This is a genomic window from Nocardia sp. NPDC058705 (assembly GCF_042749305.1).
Classification (GTDB): Bacteria; Actinomycetota; Actinomycetes; order Mycobacteriales; family Mycobacteriaceae; genus Nocardia.
This window is the reverse complement of sequence record NZ_JBHYRN010000013.1, coordinates 71,289-89,018: the sequence shown is the minus strand read 5'-3', so window position 1 is coordinate 89,018 and position 17,730 is coordinate 71,289. Positions and strand designations below refer to the sequence as shown.

The window sequence follows — 17,730 nt, the reverse complement described above, 5'->3', positions numbered from 1 at the left end:
CTGTTCGGCCCTTTTTGTGTTGTGTACGGGAGTAATTCCGGCTATCGACAATTTCGTAAGATTAGTTCATAACATGAAGGCAATAATTCGGCTCATTTGAAACTGGCCGGTAATGGTTCACCTGTACGGTCCCCCGGTTATATCGCTAGCTCAAACGCGCGGCCGCCGCTCTCGAAACCCGGGTTCCGGCGGCCGCGCAGCGTTCGAGAATGGGACCTGATGTTGAAGAATCGTGCGAAACAAGTTGGCGCGGTAGGTGTTGCCGCGGTGGTCGCGGCCGCGCTGGCCGGTTGTGGCTCCGGCCGTACCGATGAGGCGGGCTCCGGTGCGGGTCTGGTCGTCGGCACCACCGACAAGATCTTCTCCCTCGACCCGGCCGCGGCCTACGACAACGGGTCGCTGCTGGTGGAGAACCAGATCTACTCCTACCTGCTGAATTTCGCACCGGGCGACACCACGCCCAAGCCCGATGCGGCGGAGAAGTGCGAATTCACCAGCCCCACGGTCTACACCTGCAAGATCAAGCCGGGCCTGAAGTTCGCCAACGGCAACCCGCTGACCGCCAAGAGCGTGAAGTTCTCCTTCGACCGGATGGTCAAGATCAACGACGCGCACGGCCCCGCCTCGCTGCTCGGCAATCTCGACAAGACCGATCTGATCGACGATCTCACCGTCGCGTTCACGCTCAAGGTCGCTAACGATCAGACCTTCCCGACGATCCTGCCGACCCAGGCCGGTCCCATCGTCGACGAGAAGTCGCTGCCCGCCGACAAGGTCGCCACCGACGAAGAAGTCGTCAAGGCCAAGGGCTACTCGGGTCCGTACACGATCAGCAGCTACGACAAGAACAAGCTGGTCGAGTACAAGGCCAACCCTGATTACCAGGGCATCCTCGGCACGCCGAAGAACACCACGGTGTCGACCAAGTACTACGCCACCTCCGACAACCTGAAGCTGGACCTGCAGAACGGCGCCATCGACGTCGGCTACCGCTCGTTCACCCCCACCGACATCGACTCGCTGCGGGCCGATTCCAAGGTGAAGGTCACCGACGGCCCCGGCGGCGAGCTGCGCTACGTGGTGTTCAACATGAACACCATGCCGGGCAACACCCCGGAGCAGAAGCTGGCGGTACGCAAGGCCTTTGCGTCCTCGATCGACCGTGAGGCGCTGGCCGCCGGTGTCTACAAGGGCACCTACCAGCCTGCCTACGGCTACGTGCCCTCGGGCATGGTCGGTTCGGCCGAGCCGCTCAAGGATCTCTACGGCGCCAAGCCCGACAAGGCAGCGGCCGCCAAGTTCCTGGCAGACGCGGGCGTCACCGCACCGGTGACCCTGAACCTGCAGTACAACCCCGATCACTACGGCTCCAGCTCGTCGGAGGAGTACGCGGCGGTCAAGTCGCAGCTCGAGGCCTCGGGTCTGTTCAAGGTGAACCTGCAGTCCACCGAGTGGGTGACCTACCAGAAGGAGCGCGCCTCCGACGGTTACCCGATGTACCAGTTCGGCTGGTTCCCGGACTTCCCGGACGCCGACAACTACCTGACCCCGTTCTTCGGTCCGAACAACTTCCTGCAGTCGCACTTCGAGAACCCCGGCATCAACGCCCAGCTCACCGCCGAGGCCACCGAGTCCGATCCGGCGAAGCGAACCGAGTTGCTGAAGAAGATCCAGGCCGATCTCGCGCAGAACTTCCTGCCGACCCTGCCACTGCTCTCGGGTAAGCAGGTCGCGGTGTCGAAGCCGGGCGTCAACGGTGTCGACCAGACCCTCGACGGCTCCTTCAAGTTCCGGTTCACGGTCCTGAGCAAGTGAGTGACGTTGCTGCTGCGCCCGAGTCACCGGCTCGGGCGCAGCGTTTCGGGTGGATGCGCGGCGGGGGTTCCCGCCAGGTGGCTTTGCTGCGGTACCTGCTGATTCGGCTGTTGCTGATTCTGCCGACCGCGTGGTTGCTGGTGACAGTGGTGTTCTTCCTGATGCGGGTGATCGGTGACCCGATCAGCGCGGCCATGGGTGGCCGGCTGACCCAGGAACAGATCTACGAGCGCAAGGAAGCGGCCGGGCTCAACCGGCCGATCCTGACGCAGTACTGGGAATACATCACCGGGTTCCTGCACGGCGATTTCGGCCGCACGCAGGACAACGAGGCGATCGCCGATGTGGTGATCACCTATGGTGCGGCGACGTTCGAACTCGTGTTCTGGGGTCTGCTCGTCGCCTTCGCTGTCGGTGTCCCGCTGGGCAGATACGCTGCGACACACCGGGATACGGCCGCGGACGCGTTCCTGCGGTTCTCGGCGGTGCTGGCTTACGCGGCGCCGGTGTTCTTCGTCGGCATGCTGTTGAAGCTGATCTTCTCGGTGTGGCTGGGCTGGTTCCCGGTCGGCGGCCGGGCCAGCACGGACGTCGAGCTTGCGCTGCAACATGTTTCGCCGAAGACGAACATCCTGATCATCGATTCGATCCTGTACGGCGAACCGGCGTACGTGCTCGACGTGCTCGAACACGCGGTGCTGCCCGCGCTGGCCCTCGGGCTGCTCACCGGCGGCATCTTCCTGCGGCTGGTCCGGGTGAACCTGATCCAGACGCTGCGAAGCGATTTCGTCGAGGCGGCACGGGCGCGCGGGTTGTCCTCGCGGGTGGTCACCGGTAGGCACGCGGTGCGCAACGCGCTGATCCCGATCATCACGGTGATGGGCATGTGCATCGCCATGATGCTCGGCGGTGCGGTGCTCACCGAGACCACGTTCGAATGGAAAGGCTTGGGCTATCAGCTCGCCGAGTATCTGCGGGCGCGTGACTTCATCGCGGTGCAGGGCATCGTGGCGTTCATCGCGCTGGTTGTCGCGGTGATGAGCTTCATCGTCGACGCCATCGTCGCGCTGATCGACCCGAGGGTGAGGTTCTGATGACTACCGCTGTGAAACGCAGGCGGCTGCCGGGCGCCGAGCTATTGTCGAAAACCGGTGGGTTGCAAAGGGTCACGCTCATCACCGGATTGGTGTTGGTGGCCGGGTTCGTGCTGGTGGCGGCGTTCGCGCCGTTGCTCGCGCCCTACGGTTTGGCCCAGAACTCCGCTGACGGTGTGGCTTTCGTGCCGCAGCAGGGTCCGTCGGCCGAGCACTGGTTCGGCACCTCGGTGCGCAGTGAGGACGTGCTCTCGCGGGTGCTCTACGGTGCGCGGACCGCGCTGCTGGTGATCGCGATCTCGGTGACGCTGTCGCTGCTGATCGGGGTGCCGCTGGGCCTGCTGTCGGGGTATGTGGGGCGCTGGGTCGACAAGACGCTGGTGCTGATCATGGACGCCATCTACGCGTTCCCGTCGCTGCTGCTGGCCATCGTGGTGTCGATCGTCGTGGCCGGTGGTACGTCGAGCAGTCTCGGCGGCATGCTGTCGGCGGCCATCGCGATCACGGTTGTCTATGTGCCGCAGTACTTCCGGGTGGTGCGCAACGCGACGGTCGCGGTGAAAACCGAGCCGTACGTGGACGCCGCCCGGGTGACCGGGGCGTCGACGACGCGAATCATGTTCCGCCACATCCTGTCCAACGTCACCGGCTCGCTGCCGGTGATCGTCACGATCAATGCCGCGGACGCGATCCTGACCCTGGCCGCGCTCGGTTTCCTCGGGTTCGGCATCGAGCCGACCCAGGCCGCCGAGTGGGGTTACGACCTGAACAAGGCGCTCAACGATGTCTCCAACGGCATCTGGTGGACCTCGATCTTCCCCGGCACCGCGATCGTGCTGGTCGTGCTCGGGATGACGCTGGTCGGCGAGAGCCTCGACGAGACGCTCAATCCGATGCTGCGCACCCGGCGCGCGGTCACTTCGAAGGAGACGGTCGATGAGTGAAAAGACTGCCGCACTGGCTGTTTCGGGCCTGTCGGTGACTTTCTCGACCGACGCCGGACCGGTGAACGCGGTCCGCAACGTGTCCTACGAGGTGTTCCCCGGCGAGGTGCTCGCGATTGTCGGCGAGTCCGGGTCGGGCAAGTCGGTGAGTTCGCGCACCGCGATCGGACTGCTGCCGCATTCGGCGTCGGTGCGCGGGCTGGTGACGATCGGTGACAAGCCGGTCACCTCGATGACCGAACGTCAGCTCACCGCACTGCGCGGTGGCGAGGTGTCGATGGTGTTCCAGGAGCCCGCGCGAGCACTGGACCCGCTGTTCACCGTCGGGTTCCAGATCTGCGAAGCCCTGCGCGCGCACAGCGACATGAGCCGAAAAGCCGCCAAGGCCAAGGCGATCGAGCTGCTGCGTTCGGTGGGTCTGCCCGATCCGGAACACCGGGTGGACTACTACCCGCATCAGCTGTCCGGCGGGCAGAAGCAGCGCGTGATGATCGCGATCGCCATCTCGTGTGAGCCGAAGGTGATCATCGCCGACGAGCCGACCACCGCGCTCGACGTCACCGTGCAGGCCGAGATCCTGGAACTGCTGCGGGATCTGCGCGACCGGCTCGGCAGTGCGATCGTGCTGATCACGCACAACATGGGTGTCGTGGCCGACCTCGCCGACCGCGTGGTGGTGATGCGCGCGGGCGAGGTGGTCGAAGAGGCGCCGGTGCACGAACTGTTCGCCAGTCCTCAGCAGGATTACACCAAGGCGTTGCTCGAGGCGGTGCCGCATCTCGGTGCGTCGACCGTTGAGCGACCGGCGATCGACCAGTCCGTCGAGCCGGTGCTGGATGTGAAGGACCTCGTCGTCACGTTCCCCGGACCGTTCGGCAGGCCCGCGTTCCGTGCCGTCGACGGGGTGAGCCTGCAGATCAGGCCGGGGGAGACCCTGGGTCTGGTCGGTGAGTCGGGGTCGGGCAAGTCGACGATCGGACGCTGTGTGGCCGCGCTGCAACGGCCGTCCGAAGGGCACGTGCTGATCCGCGGGCAGGACATCGCGGATCTGTCCCAGCGCAAGCTGCGGCCGATCCGACGACGCTTCGGGTTCGTGTTCCAGGACCCGGCGGGCTCGCTGAATCCGCGCCTGACGGTCGGCGAGTGTGTGGCTGAACCACTGGTCGTGCACGGCATCGGCGACAAGGCGAGCATCCGCGAACGGGTCAGGCACATGCTCGACGACGTGCAACTGCCCGCGGGCACCGAGAACCGGTATCCGCACGAGCTGTCCGGCGGGCAGCGTCAGCGGGCCAGTCTGGCGCGCGCGCTCGTGCTCGACCCGGATCTGCTCGTGGCCGACGAGCCGACCAGCGCGCTCGACGTCTCGGTGCAGGCCGCGGTGCTCGAACTGTTCGCCGAACTGCAGCGTTCGTGCGGCTGGGCGTGTCTGTTCATCAGCCACGATCTCGCCGTGGTCGACCAGCTCGCGGACCGGATCATGGTCCTGCGCGAGGGATCCTGCGTCGAGGAAGGCGACAATGAGCAGATCCTGCGCAACCCGCAACACGAGTACACCCGCCGCCTCGTGGCCGCCGTTCCGGTCCCCGACCCGGTCGAACAGCGCAGGCGCCGGGCTGAGATCGCGGCCACATTCGCCACCGAACCGGAACAATGAGTTCGGAGCCGCACGACAGCTGAACCGGCGGATCACTTAGAGTTACTAGGCATCTATCCGCCGATTCGGTTTGGAGCTTTCCCCCACAATGACTGAACAGAACCCCAGCGGTGCAGGCGCTTCCTACGCTGCGGCGGGCGTGAGCATCGAAGCCGGTGACCGCGCCGTCGAATTGTTCGGACCATTGGCCAGGAAGGCCAGCCGACCCGAGGTGCAGGGCGGCATCGGCGGCTTCGCCGGGATGTTCGCGCTCAAGGGCGGATACCGGGAACCGCTGCTCGCCGCCTCCACCGACGGCGTCGGCACCAAGATCGCCATCGCCCAGGCCCTGGACAAGCACGACACCGTCGGCCTGGACCTGGTCGCCATGGTCGTCGACGACCTGGTGGTGTGTGGCGCCGAGCCGCTGTTCCTGCAGGACTACATCGCCATCGGCAAGGTCATCCCGGAGAAGGTCGCCGAGATCGTCGCCGGCATCGCCGAAGGCTGCATCAAGGCCGGTTGCGCACTGCTCGGTGGCGAGACCGCCGAGCACCCCGGTCTGATGGATCCCGATGACTACGACCTGTCCGCCACCGGCATCGGTGTCGTCGAGGCCGACTCGGTCCTCGGCCCCGACCGGGTGCGGCCGGGCGATGTCGTCATCGCGATGGGCTCGTCGGGTCTGCACTCCAACGGCTACAGCCTGGCCCGCAAGGTACTCCTCGACATCGACCGGATGTCGCTCACCGGCTACGTCGAGGAATTCGGCCGCACCCTGGGTGAGGAACTGCTCGAGCCGACACGCATCTACGCCAAGGACTGCCTGGCACTGATCGCCGAAACCGATGTGCGCACGTTCTCGCACGTCACCGGTGGTGGCCTCGCCGCCAACCTGGCGCGCGTGCTGCCGGCGGGCCTGGTGGCCGAGCTGGATCGTGGCACCTGGAACCCGGCGCCGGTGTTCAAGATGATCGCCCAGCGCGGACGCGTGGAGCGCATCGAGATGGAGAAGACGTTCAACATGGGCGTCGGCATGGTCGCGATCGTGGCGCCCGAGGATGCCGACCGTGCGCTGGCGGTGCTCACCGCCCGCCACATCGACTGCTGGACGCTCGGCCAGGTCAAGAAGGCCGCCGACGTCGAAGCGCCGCGTGCGGTGCTGCTGGGTGACCACCCCAGGTTCTGATCTCTGACCGAACACGTGAGCCGGGTCGCGACAGTTGCGACCCGGCTCACGTGCGTTCGGGGTTTGTTCCGGCCGTCGAGCGGTTAACCCGAAGGGGTCAGACCTGTCGGCTCGGGGAGGTCGGGGCCCCGAGGCGACGAACACGACGAGCGTCCTGTGCAGGCACAGGACGCTCGTTCGTGTATTCAGGTATTCGCTAGTACTTCAACGGCGCCAGCTGTCGTAGCCGTCGTCCTCGTCGTTCCAACGAGATGACGGCTCGTCCGGCTCATCGGACAGCACTGCACTACTCCTTGGTGCGGAGTAGGGCGAAGCATCGCTATCCGACAGCTCGCGCTGAAGGCTCGCGAAGTCGGTCGGCGCGGAGCTGTACTTGAGCTCACGTGCGACTTTGGTCTGCTTTGCCTTAGCCCGGCCACGGCCCATGGCTGACCCCCTCGCGTCACTGCGGGGCGGCCTGGGGTTTGTTGGCGGCCCCGTTCGAATTAATACTCTTCCTGACAGACACTTTAGCGTGTGTCAGAGCGTCGCGCTCCCAGGAGTGGGTGAAGACCTGTCGAAGCGCCCCGGTTTGCCCCTTCTTCGCCCAGACCGCCCGGTCTCAGAAGACCCCCGGAATCGCGCGGATCACACCGACTCTGGCGTCGCCGCCGAGGACCGCGGTGGCCGCGAGCTGAGTGTGCTGATCGGTCCATTCGACGCCCAGTTCGCGCAATACCGCCAGCGTCAGCGGCATCCGGGCCCGATCGGCACCGTCGGAAATCTTGTACGCGAAGGCCCGTCCGTCGGGCAGCGCACCCGCGTGCACGCCGTCGGCGCCGATCTTGCAGAACAGCCCAGGGGTCGCCGACATAGCCAGTAAATCGGGTCCGCTCGTGCCGGAAATCACTCGCGGATTCGCCCGAACGGCGTCGGCGATCCGGCGCGGCGCGGTGCCGGGCTCGGCCGTGGTGAAGCCGGCGAAGGCGCGCGCGAGGTTGATCAGCGACACGGGCACGATCGGCAGGCCGCAGCCGTCGATGCCGAGATCGGTCTCCGGTTCGCCGGTGACGTCGGCGATGGTGGCGAGGACCGATTGCTGCAAGGGGTGGTCGAGGTCGAGATATCCGGTGCGCGGCCAGTCGTTGATCGCGCAGGTCGCCAGCATCGCGGCGTGTTTGCCCGAGCAGTTCATGTAGAGCCTGCTCTTGCCGTCGCCGGTGATCGCGGCGGCGCGGGCGTTCTCCTCGAACGGGAGGTCGGGTGGGCAGGCGAGGTCGTTCTCGGTGAAGCCGTAACGGTCGAGCAGGCGGCGGACCAGGGCGATGTGGTCGGACTCGCCGAAGTGTGACGCGGTGGCGATGGCGAGTTCGTCGTCGTCGACGGGGTCGAAACCGTTGCGCAGCAAGGCCAGTGCCTGCATCGGTTTGTTGGTGGAACGCGGGAAGATCGGGCCGTGGATCTCACCGAGTTCGAGGGTGGGGGTGCCGAAGGGGTCGAGGATGACCACGGAGCCGCGGTGTACGCACTCACGGAAACCGGAACGGACGACTTCTACAAGTTCGACGCTCACGCACTCACCTCGGTCATCTCGTCCGCTGCGCTGTCGGAGCGGGTTCTGGTGTGCCGGTCGATCTGCATGTGGACATCTGTGGACAGGGAGGGTTCCTCCGCGCGCAGGCGTTCGAGGCGGGTGGGGTCGGCGCCGGTGAACAGGTCGCGGACGGTGATCCCGTGCTCGGGGACGTGGACGACGCGGACGTCGTCGCCCGCGCCGATCGTGCCCTCGGTGAGGACGCGGAAGTAGGCCCCGGTATCGGACTGCAGGGCGAAGCGTTTGACCCAGCGCGGTTCGCCGGACCACTGCTGGAAGGTCGCGCACGGGACGCGGGGTGCGCTGACTTCGAGCAGGGTCTCGCCGATCGCCCAGTGCGCGCCGATCACCGCATCGCTGACCGGAAGGCCGGTCAGACGCAGGTTTTCGCCGAACCAGCCCGCGGGGAGTTCGCGGCCGAGCTCGGTGGCCCAGCGGCGGGCGTCTTCGTCGGCATAGGCGTAGACGGCCTGATCGACACCGCCGTGATGGACGGTGTTGCAGACGTGGTCACCTGCCAGGCCGAGGGCGGCGACGCCGACGCGACCGTCGACCGGACGCTTGTCGATGGCACTGCGACCGACGCGGGAGCGCACCTCGATCTCGGCGTGCACCACGCAAACGGCCTCGACGCGGCCGGTGTCACCGACGCGCATGACCGGGCGGTTCATCGCCCGCGCAACCGGTTGACGGCGGCGCGGCCCGCCTGCTCGGTGTCGTCGGCGGGGACCGAGTCGGGGTCGATGGCGGCGGCCATGCTGCCTGCCACCAGCTCGGTGCCCGCGGGAACCGAACGTTTGACCAGGGCCAGGGCGATCGGGCCGAGTTCGAAGTGGTCGACGACGGTGCCGAGGCGCCCGATGGTGCGACCGCCCGCGGTGACGTCGTCGCCGGTCGAGGGGCGTTCGTCGGCCGAACCGTCCAGGTGCAGCAGCACGAGATTGCGCGGCGGCTTGCCGAGGTTGTGTACCCGGGCGACGGTTTCCTGGCCGCGGTAGCAGCCCTTGTTCAGGTGGACGGCGCCCAGTTCGTCGATGCCGCCGATCCAGCGGGCCTCGTGCGGGATGGTGCGTTCGTCGGTGTCGATGCCGATGCGGGGGCGCAGGGCGGCCACCCGCAGTGCCTCGTAGGCCCACATGCCCGCCGGTTCGGCACCGGCCTGGGTGAGCTTGCTCCACCACGTCGACAGCTCGTCGCGGGGCACGATGAGGTCGAAGGAGTCCGCGCCAGGCATCCGGCGCAGGAACCCGCCACCGGGAAGAGCGACGGCGGCGTAGGTCTCGGGCAGTTGCGCGATGCCGAGCGCGTCGAGGAGGGTGACCGTTTTGGGGCCCAGCAGGCTCAGCACGGCGTGATCGGGTGCGGCCACGGGCTTCGCGTCGGCCCAGAACACCATCTTCTGCAGAAACGACAGGAGCTCGGGTCCACGGTCGGCTTCGGTGTCGAGCCAGAGGGTGCCGTCGAGGTCGGTGAGGACGAAATGGTTCAGGACCCGGCCGTTGAGATCGAGGTCGAGGGTCTCGGCGCTGTGCGCGTCGGGCAGCGCGGCGATGTGCTGACTGGTGATGGTGTGCAACCAGCTCAGGCGCTCGGCGCCGGTGATCTTCGCGACGCTGCGATGGGAGCGATCCACGACCGCGACCCGCTGCGTGGCAGCCTTCTGCTCGCCGAACGGATCACCGTAATGCCAGGCGACCGCGGCATCCGGGGTATCGGGAGCACCCGCCACGGCACCCGGAGTATGGAGAACAGGACTGGGGACGACGACCTGTGACACGACACCCACTGTAGGCGCGTCTGCCGACACGCGCCGCACTTGGTGTCCTTCGTAACGCGCGTCGCGAGCTCGATTCGATGCAGCCGTAGGCGTAACGGTGCGATAACGCCTACGCTCGGCGCATGGGAGAACGGGTTCTTGTGACACTCGACGGGACGGTCGCTGACGCGAACGTGCCGTCGCTTTATGCCGACGACATCGGCGCCCTACGCGGCGATGGCGTATTCGAAACGATTTTGGTGCGCGGCGGAGTGGCTACCGCGCTGGAATTCCACCTGGCGCGGCTGCGTCGCTCGGCGCAGGCGCTGGAACTACCGGAGCCCGGCCTGTCGCGCTGGCGCTCGGCGGTGGAACTGGCCGTCAAGGAGTGGGGTCCGGAAGAGGAAGGAATGTTGCGGCTGATCTACACGCGCGGCCGCGACTCGGAATTCGACGCGCCGCGCTCGGAACTGGCGCCGGAGGATCCGCAGCCCACCGCGTATGTGCTCGTCTCCCCGGTCCCCGCGCGGGTCGCGACCGCACGCGCCGAGGGCGTGAAGGTGATGTCGCTGGCACGCGGCATCTCGGTCGACCTCGCGCAGGCGGCGCCGTGGCAGCTGCTCGGCGCGAAGACGCTGTCGTACGCGACCAACATGGCGGCGCTGCGGTTCGCGCGGCGGATGGGCGCCGAGGACGTGATCTTCCACAGCACCGAGCACAAGGTCCTGGAAGGCCCGCGCTCGTCGGTGGTGATCGCGCGCGGTAAGGAACTCATCACCCCGCCGGCGAAAAGCGGTGTCTTGCCCGGTGTCACGCAGCGGGCGCTCTACAACGTCGCGGAGAAGGCCGGGTGGGAGTGCAAGTACCAAACCCTGTTCACCGCAGACCTTTTCGACTGTGACAGCATCTGGTTGCTGTCGAGTGTGACCCTCGCGGCGCGCGTGAACCAGCTCGACGGCATCCGCCTGTCGGCGCCCGACAACGCCCAGGAGATCATCGACATGGTCGACCTCGGCATCGATCGGCCGGGGACCATCGGGGACTGGTGATCCGTGCGTGGGGCGCGGGTGGGCGCGCCCCTGCGGTAAGGCTTTTCACGCGCCGTGGCGGTTGTCACGCTCGAATGCGGTGATTCCCGGCGTACGATCTACTACAAGTTGTCGTAGTAGATCGGTGGAGGTCGGATGGACACCCTTGATGTCTCCCGGTGGCAGTTCGGGATCACGACCGTCTACCACTTCCTGTTCGTTCCGCTGACCATCGGCCTCGCGCCGCTGATCGCGATGATGCAGACCGCCTGGGTGGTCACGGGCGACGAACGCTGGTACCGGCTGACCAAATTCTTCGGCAAGCTGTTCCTGATCAACTTCGCCCTCGGCGTCGCCACGGGCATCGTGCAGGAATTCCAGTTCGGGATGAACTGGAGCGAGTACTCGCGCTTCATCGGCGATGTCTTCGGTGCGCCACTGGCTCTGGAGGCGCTGATCGCGTTCTTCATGGAGTCCACGTTCATCGGATTGTGGATCTTCGGGTGGACCCGGCTCCCGAAACTGGTGCACCTGGCGACGATCTGGATCGTCGCGATCGGAGTGAACGCGTCGGCGTATTTCATTGTCGCCGCCAATTCGTTCATGCAGCATCCAGTGGGGGCTCGGTACAATCCCGAGACCAAACGTGCTGAGCTGGAAAATATTTGGGCGCTGCTGACCAACAACACGACGTTGGCTGCTTTTCCGCACGTGGTGGCGGGCTCGTTCCTGACCGCGGGCACATTCGTCGCCGGTATCGCCGGTTGGTGGATGGTGCGTAATGCGCGCAGTGGTGATGCGGCGAAACGCGAAGCGGCGCAGACAATGTGGCGACCCGTCGGACCGGCCTCGCTGGTGGTGGTCGCGCTGTCGGGCGCCGCATTGATCTTCACCGGCGATATCCAAGGCAAGCTGATGTTCGAACAGCAGCCGATGAAAATGGCTTCGGCGGAATCGTTGTGCCACACCGAGACCGATCCCGACTTCTCGATTCTGACGGTCGGGACGCACAACAATTGCGACAGTGTGGTGCACGTACTCGAAGTGCCCTATGTGCTGCCGTATCTCGCCAAGGGCGAGTTCAGTGACGTGACCCTCGATGGTGTCGTCGACCTGCAGAAGACCTACAACGTGGCCTACGGGCCCGGCGATTACCGGCCCAATCTGTTCGTCACCTACTGGTCCTTCCGCGCCATGATCGGACTGGCGGGCGGCTCGGTGGCGTTGCTGTTGGCCGGATTCTGGGTGACGCGCGGTGGGCGGGTAGCGGATCAGCGGTGGTTCTCCTGGTTGAGTCTGCTCGCGATTCCCACTCCATTTCTGGCCAATGCCGCGGGCTGGGTTTTCACCGAGATGGGGCGGCAGCCGTGGGCGGTGGTGCCCAATCCGACCGGTGACCCGAATATTCGAATGACGGTGCAGCAGGCGGTATCCGAGCATTCCGCCGGGACCGTGTTGTTCTCGCTGGTGGTGTTCACGCTGCTCTATGGCGCACTCGCGGTGGTGTGGTTCTACCTGATGCGACGGTATGTCGTCGCGGGGCCGGACACGCCGAAACCGAGTTCGGACGGCCCTGACAACGACCAACTTTCCTTCGCGTACTAGGAGCCGACGATGGGTCTGCAACAGTTCTGGTTCGTACTGATCGGCGTGCTGTTCACCGGCTACTTCGTGCTCGAAGGGTTCGACTTCGGGGTGGGCATGTTGATGCCGATTCTCGGTAGAAGGTCCGATGCGCGCAGGCGGGTCGTGCTCAACACGATCGGGCCGGTGTGGGACGGCAACGAGGTCTGGCTGATCACCGCCGCCGGTGCGCTGTTCGCGGCGTTTCCCGAGTGGTACGCGAGCATGTTCTCCGGGTTCTATCTGGCACTGTTGCTGCTGTTGGTCGCGCTGATTCTGCGGGTGTGCGCGATCGAGTACCGGGGCAAGATCAATGATCCGAAGTGGCGGGCCTGGTGCGATATCGGGATCGGGATCGGATCGTGGATTCCGCCGCTGGCCTGGGGCTGGGTGTTCGCGAACATGGTGCGAGGGGTGCCGCTGAACGCGGAGAAACAGGTCGTGGGGTCGGTGTGGGACCTGCTCAGCCCGTACGCACTGCTCGGCGCGCTGGCGACCGCTGTGTTGTTCGCGCTGCACGGTGCGGTGTTCCTGGTGCTCAAGACCGCCGGTGCGGTTCGTGTCGACGCATTGCGGATCGTCCGGTTACTGCTGATTCCTGCTGCGGTTGTCGTCGGCGGATTCGGGCTGTGGACACAACTCGCCTATGGAGCCGACTGGACCTGGATCGTATTGGTGACGGCAGTTCTCGGGCTCGCACTCGCCACACTGGCGAATATGGCCGGGCGTGATGGATGGGCCTTTGTCGGCACGACGCTTACTGTTGTTTCGGCGACTGTGTTGATCGTCGGGTCGATGTTTCCGAATGTGCTGCCATCGACCATCGACCCGCTCTACCACCTCACCATCTACAACGCGTCGTCCTCGGCGTATACGTTGAAGGTGATGAGCTGGGCGGCGGTGATCGCGACGCCGGTGGTGCTGATTTATCAGGGGTGGACCTATTGGGTCTTCCGGCAACGGATTCGGGTCGAACAGATTCCGCCGCCGGTGGGTTTGCCGCTGAGTGGTAAAGGCGCTGAGCAGTAAAGGCTGAGGCCTCGTCCCTGGAAGGTTTTGCTCGCGAAAGGTCGGACCGCTGTGGTGTCGGAAAGCTTGTCGCAGGATGGACCGGGGCGGGGATCGGCGGAGCCGTCGGAGGTGGTCGAGCAGGAGCGCGACGCGGCGGAACCGTCGCAGGGCGACGATGCGGGTCGGCAGCGGTCGAGGCGCGGGCCGGTGGACCCACGGTTGTGGCGGTACGCGCGGTCGGCACGGCCGCACCTGGTGATCGCGGTCGCGCTGGCGATGGTGATCACGGTGACGATCGTCGTGATGGCCATCGTGCTCGGCCGGGTGCTGGCCGGCCTGATCACCGATCCGGGCAAGCGCGAGTTCAGCTCGTGGACCACGGAATTGGTCGTTCTCGCGCTGGCGATCGCGGTGCGGGGGCTGGCGAGCTGGTGGCAGGCGCGGCTGGCGCATCGCGCCGGGAGCACGGTTGTCGCGGAGTTGGAGACGGCGGTGCTGCGGGCCGGTGCCGAGCTGCCGCCGCGCGAACTCGACGCACGGCGCACCGAGATCGCGGTCGTTGTCGGCAACGGTCTGAACGGGCTGCGCGGGTGGTTCACGGGGTACCTGCCCGCGTTGCTGCTGGCCTGCCTGGTGCCGCCGGTGGTGCTGGTGGTCATCGCCTTGCACGACCCGACCTCCGCGCTGATCGCGGTGATCACGGTGCCGCTGATTCCGATCTTCATGATCCTCATCGGCCTGCTCACCCAGGGGCGCGCCCAGGCCACGCTCGCCGCGACGACCCGCCTCTCCGACCAGATCCTCGACCTCTTCGCGGGCATGCCCACGCTGCGTGCACTCGGACGCGAAGGGTCCGACGGGCCTTCGATGGTGAATCAGGTACAGGCGCTGGGTGATTCGCTGCGGGTACGGACGATGCGCGCGCTGCGGATGGCATTTCTGTCGTCGATGGTGCTGGAAAGTCTTGCGACGCTGAGTGTTGCGATCATCGCCGTCGCGATCGGGCTGCGGTTGGTGTTCGGCGAAATGGACCTGTACAGCGGAATGGTGGCGCTGATCCTCGCGCCCGAGGTGTACTGGCCGCTGCGGGTGGTGGGGGAGAAGTTCCATGCGGCGCAGGACGGGATGGCGGCGGCGGACCGGGCGTTCGCGGTGCTCGAGCCAGGGGACGCACGGAAGCGGGGTGATTCCGCAGGCTCGGGCGGCGTGGATGCGGGCGAAGCTCGTGCGTTGGCGAGCGGCGACGGCGAGTTGGCTTCGCGGCCGGGTGAGCGCGGCGGGTCGAGAACTCGTGCGTTGGCGAACGGTGGTGCCGAGGAGGGTGGGCGCCCCCGCGGTGGCAGCGAGTCCGGTGATCATCTGGCGCAGCAGCGAATCCTGGTGCGGGGTTTGACAGTTGACGCACGAGCCGGGACCGCGCCCGATCGGTTGACGGCCGAACTCGCGCCCGGCGTGGTGACGGTGCTGACCGGGCCGAACGGGTGTGGGAAGTCGACCACGCTGCAGGCGATTCTCGGCTTGATCGAGCCCGACGCTGGGGCGGTCATCGTCGACGGCACCGATGTTCGCGAACTCGATCCCGACGAGTGGTGGAGCCGGGTCGCCTGGTTGCCGCAGCGGCCGGTGCTCGTGCCCGGAACCCTGCGCGAGAACATCGAACTGCTCGGCGCGCGCTCCGATCACAGCGCCGAGGATCTGCAAGTGATCAGTGCGGCAACTGGATTCGACACCGTACTTGCCGAACTCCCGAATGGCTGGGACACCGTCGTCGGACAGAACGGCACGGGCTTGTCCCTCGGCCAACGCCAGCGCCTCGCACTGACCCGAGTCCTCGCCGCCCACCGCCCGATCCTGCTCCTCGACGAACCCACCGCCCACCTCGACCCCGAGAGCGAGCGACGAGTGCTGGAAACGCTGCGCACCCTCGCCCACCGCGGTGCCACGGTCGTCGTGATCGCCCACCGCCCAACGGTTCTCGCCGCGGCTGACGTCGTGGTGCAGGTGGTTGCAGGCGACGTGATGACGGCCGACCGAACCGGCCAGGAGGTGCGAGTCTCGTGAGCGTCGAACACAGGCAAAACGGCGGTGTCGTTCAGGATGTGCGCGAGATATGGCGGCTGCTCGAATTGTCGCCGGGGCGGGTCGCGATCGCGATCGCGTGGGGTGTGGCGGCGTTGGGGAGCGGGCTCGGGTTGGCGGCGCTAGCCGCGTGGTTGATCGCGCGGGCCTGGCAGATGCCGCCGGTGCTCGACCTGAGTGTCGCGGTGGTCGCGGTGCGGGCGTTGGGAATCTCGCGGGGGTTGTGCCGGTACCTGGAACGGCTGGCGACCCACGATGTGGCGTTGCGGGCGATGACCACCGCGCGGACCTCGGTGTATCGGACGCTGGCTCAGTCCGACGTGTGGTGGTGGCGGGATCGCAGCGCGACATCGGGTGGGCAGGTCCGCACCGGTGCTGCTCGGCGGATCAGCCTTGGAGCGGACGTCGAGGGTGGTGCGCAGGAGCGGAAGTCGCATCGCGCGGAGTCGGAATCTGGTCATACGCGTGTGCCGGCGGGTGCGGACGGTGCGGATCGTGAGTTGCGGCGCGGGGATGTGTTGGTGCGCATCGGTGCCGATATCGACGACCTCGGCGCGGTGGTCGTCCGGGTGTTGGTGCCGGTCGCGGTGGCGGTGGTGCTGTCGTTCGCCGCGGTGGGGTTGATCGCATTCATCTCGCCGTTGGCCGCGGTGATTTTGGCTGTGGCGCTGGGGGTTTCGGGGATTCTCGCGCCGTGGTTGTCCGCGGTGGCCGCCCGGGACGCCGAGCGGGCGGTGCGCGCCGATCGGGCCGAGTTCACCGCCGAGGCGCTGACCGTGCTCGATCATGCCGCCGAACTACGGGTCGCCGGTCGAGTCGATGCGGCAATCGCGGTGGCGGACAACGCCTCTCATCGCGCAGTCACCGCCGAGGACTCCGCTGCCTCCCGCAGCGCGTGGGCCGCCGCAGCCACCCCACTCTCTATCGGGATCAGCGCATTCGGTGCCCTCCTGGTCGGCATCGCCGCATACGGCCCGACCGGCGGACTCCCCGGCGGCATGACCCCCATGGCCCTCACCATCCTCGTCCTGGTCCCCCTCTCCGCCTTCGAAGCCGTCAGCGCCCTCCCCACCGCCGCAACCACCCTCACCACGTCCCGCGCCGCCCTCCACCGCCTCCGCGGCATCTCGACGGGCACCGTGTCCGAGGGAACGACCGACGTGCAGCTCCCCGGGACACAGCCGTCGTCCGTCGACAAGCAGGTGCCCGCCGGTGCTCTGGCCGAGGCGAGGCGCGTGGCGATGCCGGAGGGGCGGCGCGTGGTGGTTGTCGGACCCAGCGGGGCCGGGAAAACAACGTTGCTGATGGCATGGGCGGGCCTGTTCGACACACCTCGTGAAGGGGTCACGTTCTTCGCCGAGGACGCCCACCTGTTCGGTACCTCGATTCTCGAGAACCTCCGAGTGGCACGCGGCGACCTCACCATCGACGAGGCCGAAAACGCCCTTCGCACAGTCGGTCTCGAACAATGGCTGAACTCGCTCCCGGACGGCGTCCACACCTCCCTCACCGCAGGCGCAGCCGCAGTCTCCGGCGGCCAACGCCGCCGCCTCCTCCTGGCCCGCGTTCTCGTCGCCCCAGCCCACACCCTCCTCCTCGACGAGCCAACCGAACACCTCGCAGCCACCGAAGGAGACCAACTCCTGCGCGACCTCCTCGACGCAAACAGCGGCCTAATCGCCGCCGACCGCACGGTCGTCGTAGTCACCCACCAACTCCCCACCGACCACCGAGCCGACGCGGTCGTCACCGTCGACGCCGACGGCTCCTGTCGTGTCGACGACTCCCGCGCACCGTCGATGCCAGCCAGGTGACCGGGCGAAATTCCCAGGTCAGGAGCGTAATTAAATCAATTGCCGACGACGGCGGGCGCGACTAAATTCATCAGTACACAAGAGAGGAGGTGGTCTGAAGAATGTATGTTCATCGGATGCGTGAGGTGGCTGCCCGCTAGCAGCTGCACTGCGGGATGCCCCCAGCGG

General features: G+C 66.6%; 14 protein-coding genes. 10 read left to right on the top strand and 4 right to left on the bottom strand.

Annotated elements, in window-relative coordinates; translation table 11 throughout:
• Positions 1-219: 219 nt before the first annotated feature.
• The 5 genes from ACFW6D_RS17140 (at position 220) to purM (ending at position 6,678) form a co-directional block, all read left to right on the top strand.
• Positions 220-1,815: an ABC transporter substrate-binding protein gene (locus tag ACFW6D_RS17140; RefSeq protein ID WP_379329168.1), complete on the top strand. Its 1,596-nt coding sequence runs from the start codon at positions 220-222 to the stop codon at positions 1,813-1,815.
• 53 nt (positions 1,816-1,868) lie between these two features.
• The gene (locus tag ACFW6D_RS17135; RefSeq protein WP_379329285.1) at positions 1,869-2,909 is read left to right on the top strand and encodes an ABC transporter permease; all 1,041 of its coding nucleotides are present in this window, start codon (positions 1,869-1,871) and stop codon (positions 2,907-2,909) included.
• Positions 2,909-3,853 carry an ABC transporter permease gene (locus ACFW6D_RS17130; RefSeq protein ID WP_379329166.1) on the top strand — a complete coding sequence of 315 codons (945 nt, stop codon included), beginning with the start codon at positions 2,909-2,911 and terminating at the stop codon, positions 3,851-3,853. Before ACFW6D_RS17135 ends, ACFW6D_RS17130 begins: the two co-directional genes overlap by 1 nt.
• The gene (locus tag ACFW6D_RS17125) at positions 3,846-5,510 is read left to right on the top strand and encodes an ABC transporter ATP-binding protein (protein WP_379329164.1); all 1,665 of its coding nucleotides are present in this window, start codon (positions 3,846-3,848) and stop codon (positions 5,508-5,510) included. Before ACFW6D_RS17130 ends, ACFW6D_RS17125 begins: the two co-directional genes overlap by 8 nt.
• Positions 5,511-5,598: 88 nt before the next feature.
• Entirely contained in the window at positions 5,599-6,678 is a 1,080-nt protein-coding gene (gene purM / locus ACFW6D_RS17120; protein WP_379329162.1) for a phosphoribosylformylglycinamidine cyclo-ligase, read from the top strand.
• A 204-nt stretch (positions 6,679-6,882) separates the two neighbouring features.
• On the opposite strand, the gene ACFW6D_RS17115 is transcribed toward purM, so the two are convergent.
• From ACFW6D_RS17115 to ACFW6D_RS17100, 4 genes are all read right to left on the bottom strand, one after another.
• Complete coding sequence (locus ACFW6D_RS17115) at positions 6,883-7,104, bottom strand: DUF3073 domain-containing protein (RefSeq protein ID WP_379329160.1); 222 nt, start codon at positions 7,102-7,104, stop codon at positions 6,883-6,885.
• Between the two features lie 175 nt (positions 7,105-7,279).
• Positions 7,280-8,230 carry an asparaginase gene (locus ACFW6D_RS17110; protein ID WP_379329158.1) on the bottom strand — a complete coding sequence of 317 codons (951 nt, stop codon included), beginning with the start codon at positions 8,228-8,230 and terminating at the stop codon, positions 7,280-7,282.
• A complete protein-coding gene (locus tag ACFW6D_RS17105) occupies positions 8,227-8,922 on the bottom strand; it encodes an MOSC domain-containing protein (RefSeq protein WP_379329156.1) in 696 nt (231 codons plus the stop codon). The genes ACFW6D_RS17110 and ACFW6D_RS17105 overlap by 4 nt, the downstream gene beginning before the upstream one ends.
• Positions 8,919-10,028, bottom strand: coding sequence for a YgfZ/GcvT domain-containing protein (locus tag ACFW6D_RS17100; RefSeq protein WP_379329154.1), 1,110 nt, complete (start codon positions 10,026-10,028; stop codon positions 8,919-8,921). The genes ACFW6D_RS17105 and ACFW6D_RS17100 overlap by 4 nt, the downstream gene beginning before the upstream one ends.
• Before the next feature lie 122 nt (positions 10,029-10,150).
• Here ACFW6D_RS17100 and ACFW6D_RS17095 point away from each other — a divergent pair, with 122 nt between their 5' ends.
• The 5 genes from ACFW6D_RS17095 to cydC all read left to right on the top strand — a co-directional run bounded on the left by ACFW6D_RS17095 (position 10,151) and on the right by cydC (position 17,562).
• Complete coding sequence (locus ACFW6D_RS17095) at positions 10,151-11,056, top strand: aminodeoxychorismate lyase (protein WP_379329152.1); 906 nt, start codon at positions 10,151-10,153, stop codon at positions 11,054-11,056.
• Positions 11,057-11,191: 135 nt separating this feature from the next.
• Positions 11,192-12,640 (top strand): cytochrome ubiquinol oxidase subunit I, encoded by a 1,449-nt coding sequence (locus ACFW6D_RS17090; protein WP_379329150.1) that lies wholly within the window; start codon positions 11,192-11,194, stop codon positions 12,638-12,640.
• 9 nt (positions 12,641-12,649) lie between these two features.
• Complete coding sequence (cydB, locus tag ACFW6D_RS17085; RefSeq protein WP_379329148.1) at positions 12,650-13,687, top strand: cytochrome d ubiquinol oxidase subunit II; 1,038 nt, start codon at positions 12,650-12,652, stop codon at positions 13,685-13,687.
• A 189-nt stretch (positions 13,688-13,876) separates the two neighbouring features.
• Positions 13,877-15,730 (top strand): thiol reductant ABC exporter subunit CydD, encoded by a 1,854-nt coding sequence (gene cydD / locus ACFW6D_RS17080; protein WP_379329283.1) that lies wholly within the window; start codon positions 13,877-13,879, stop codon positions 15,728-15,730.
• Positions 15,727-17,562, top strand: coding sequence for a thiol reductant ABC exporter subunit CydC (cydC, locus tag ACFW6D_RS17075; RefSeq protein ID WP_379329146.1), 1,836 nt, complete (start codon positions 15,727-15,729; stop codon positions 17,560-17,562). The genes cydD and cydC overlap by 4 nt, the downstream gene beginning before the upstream one ends.
• The last annotated feature ends 168 nt before the right edge of the window (positions 17,563-17,730 follow it).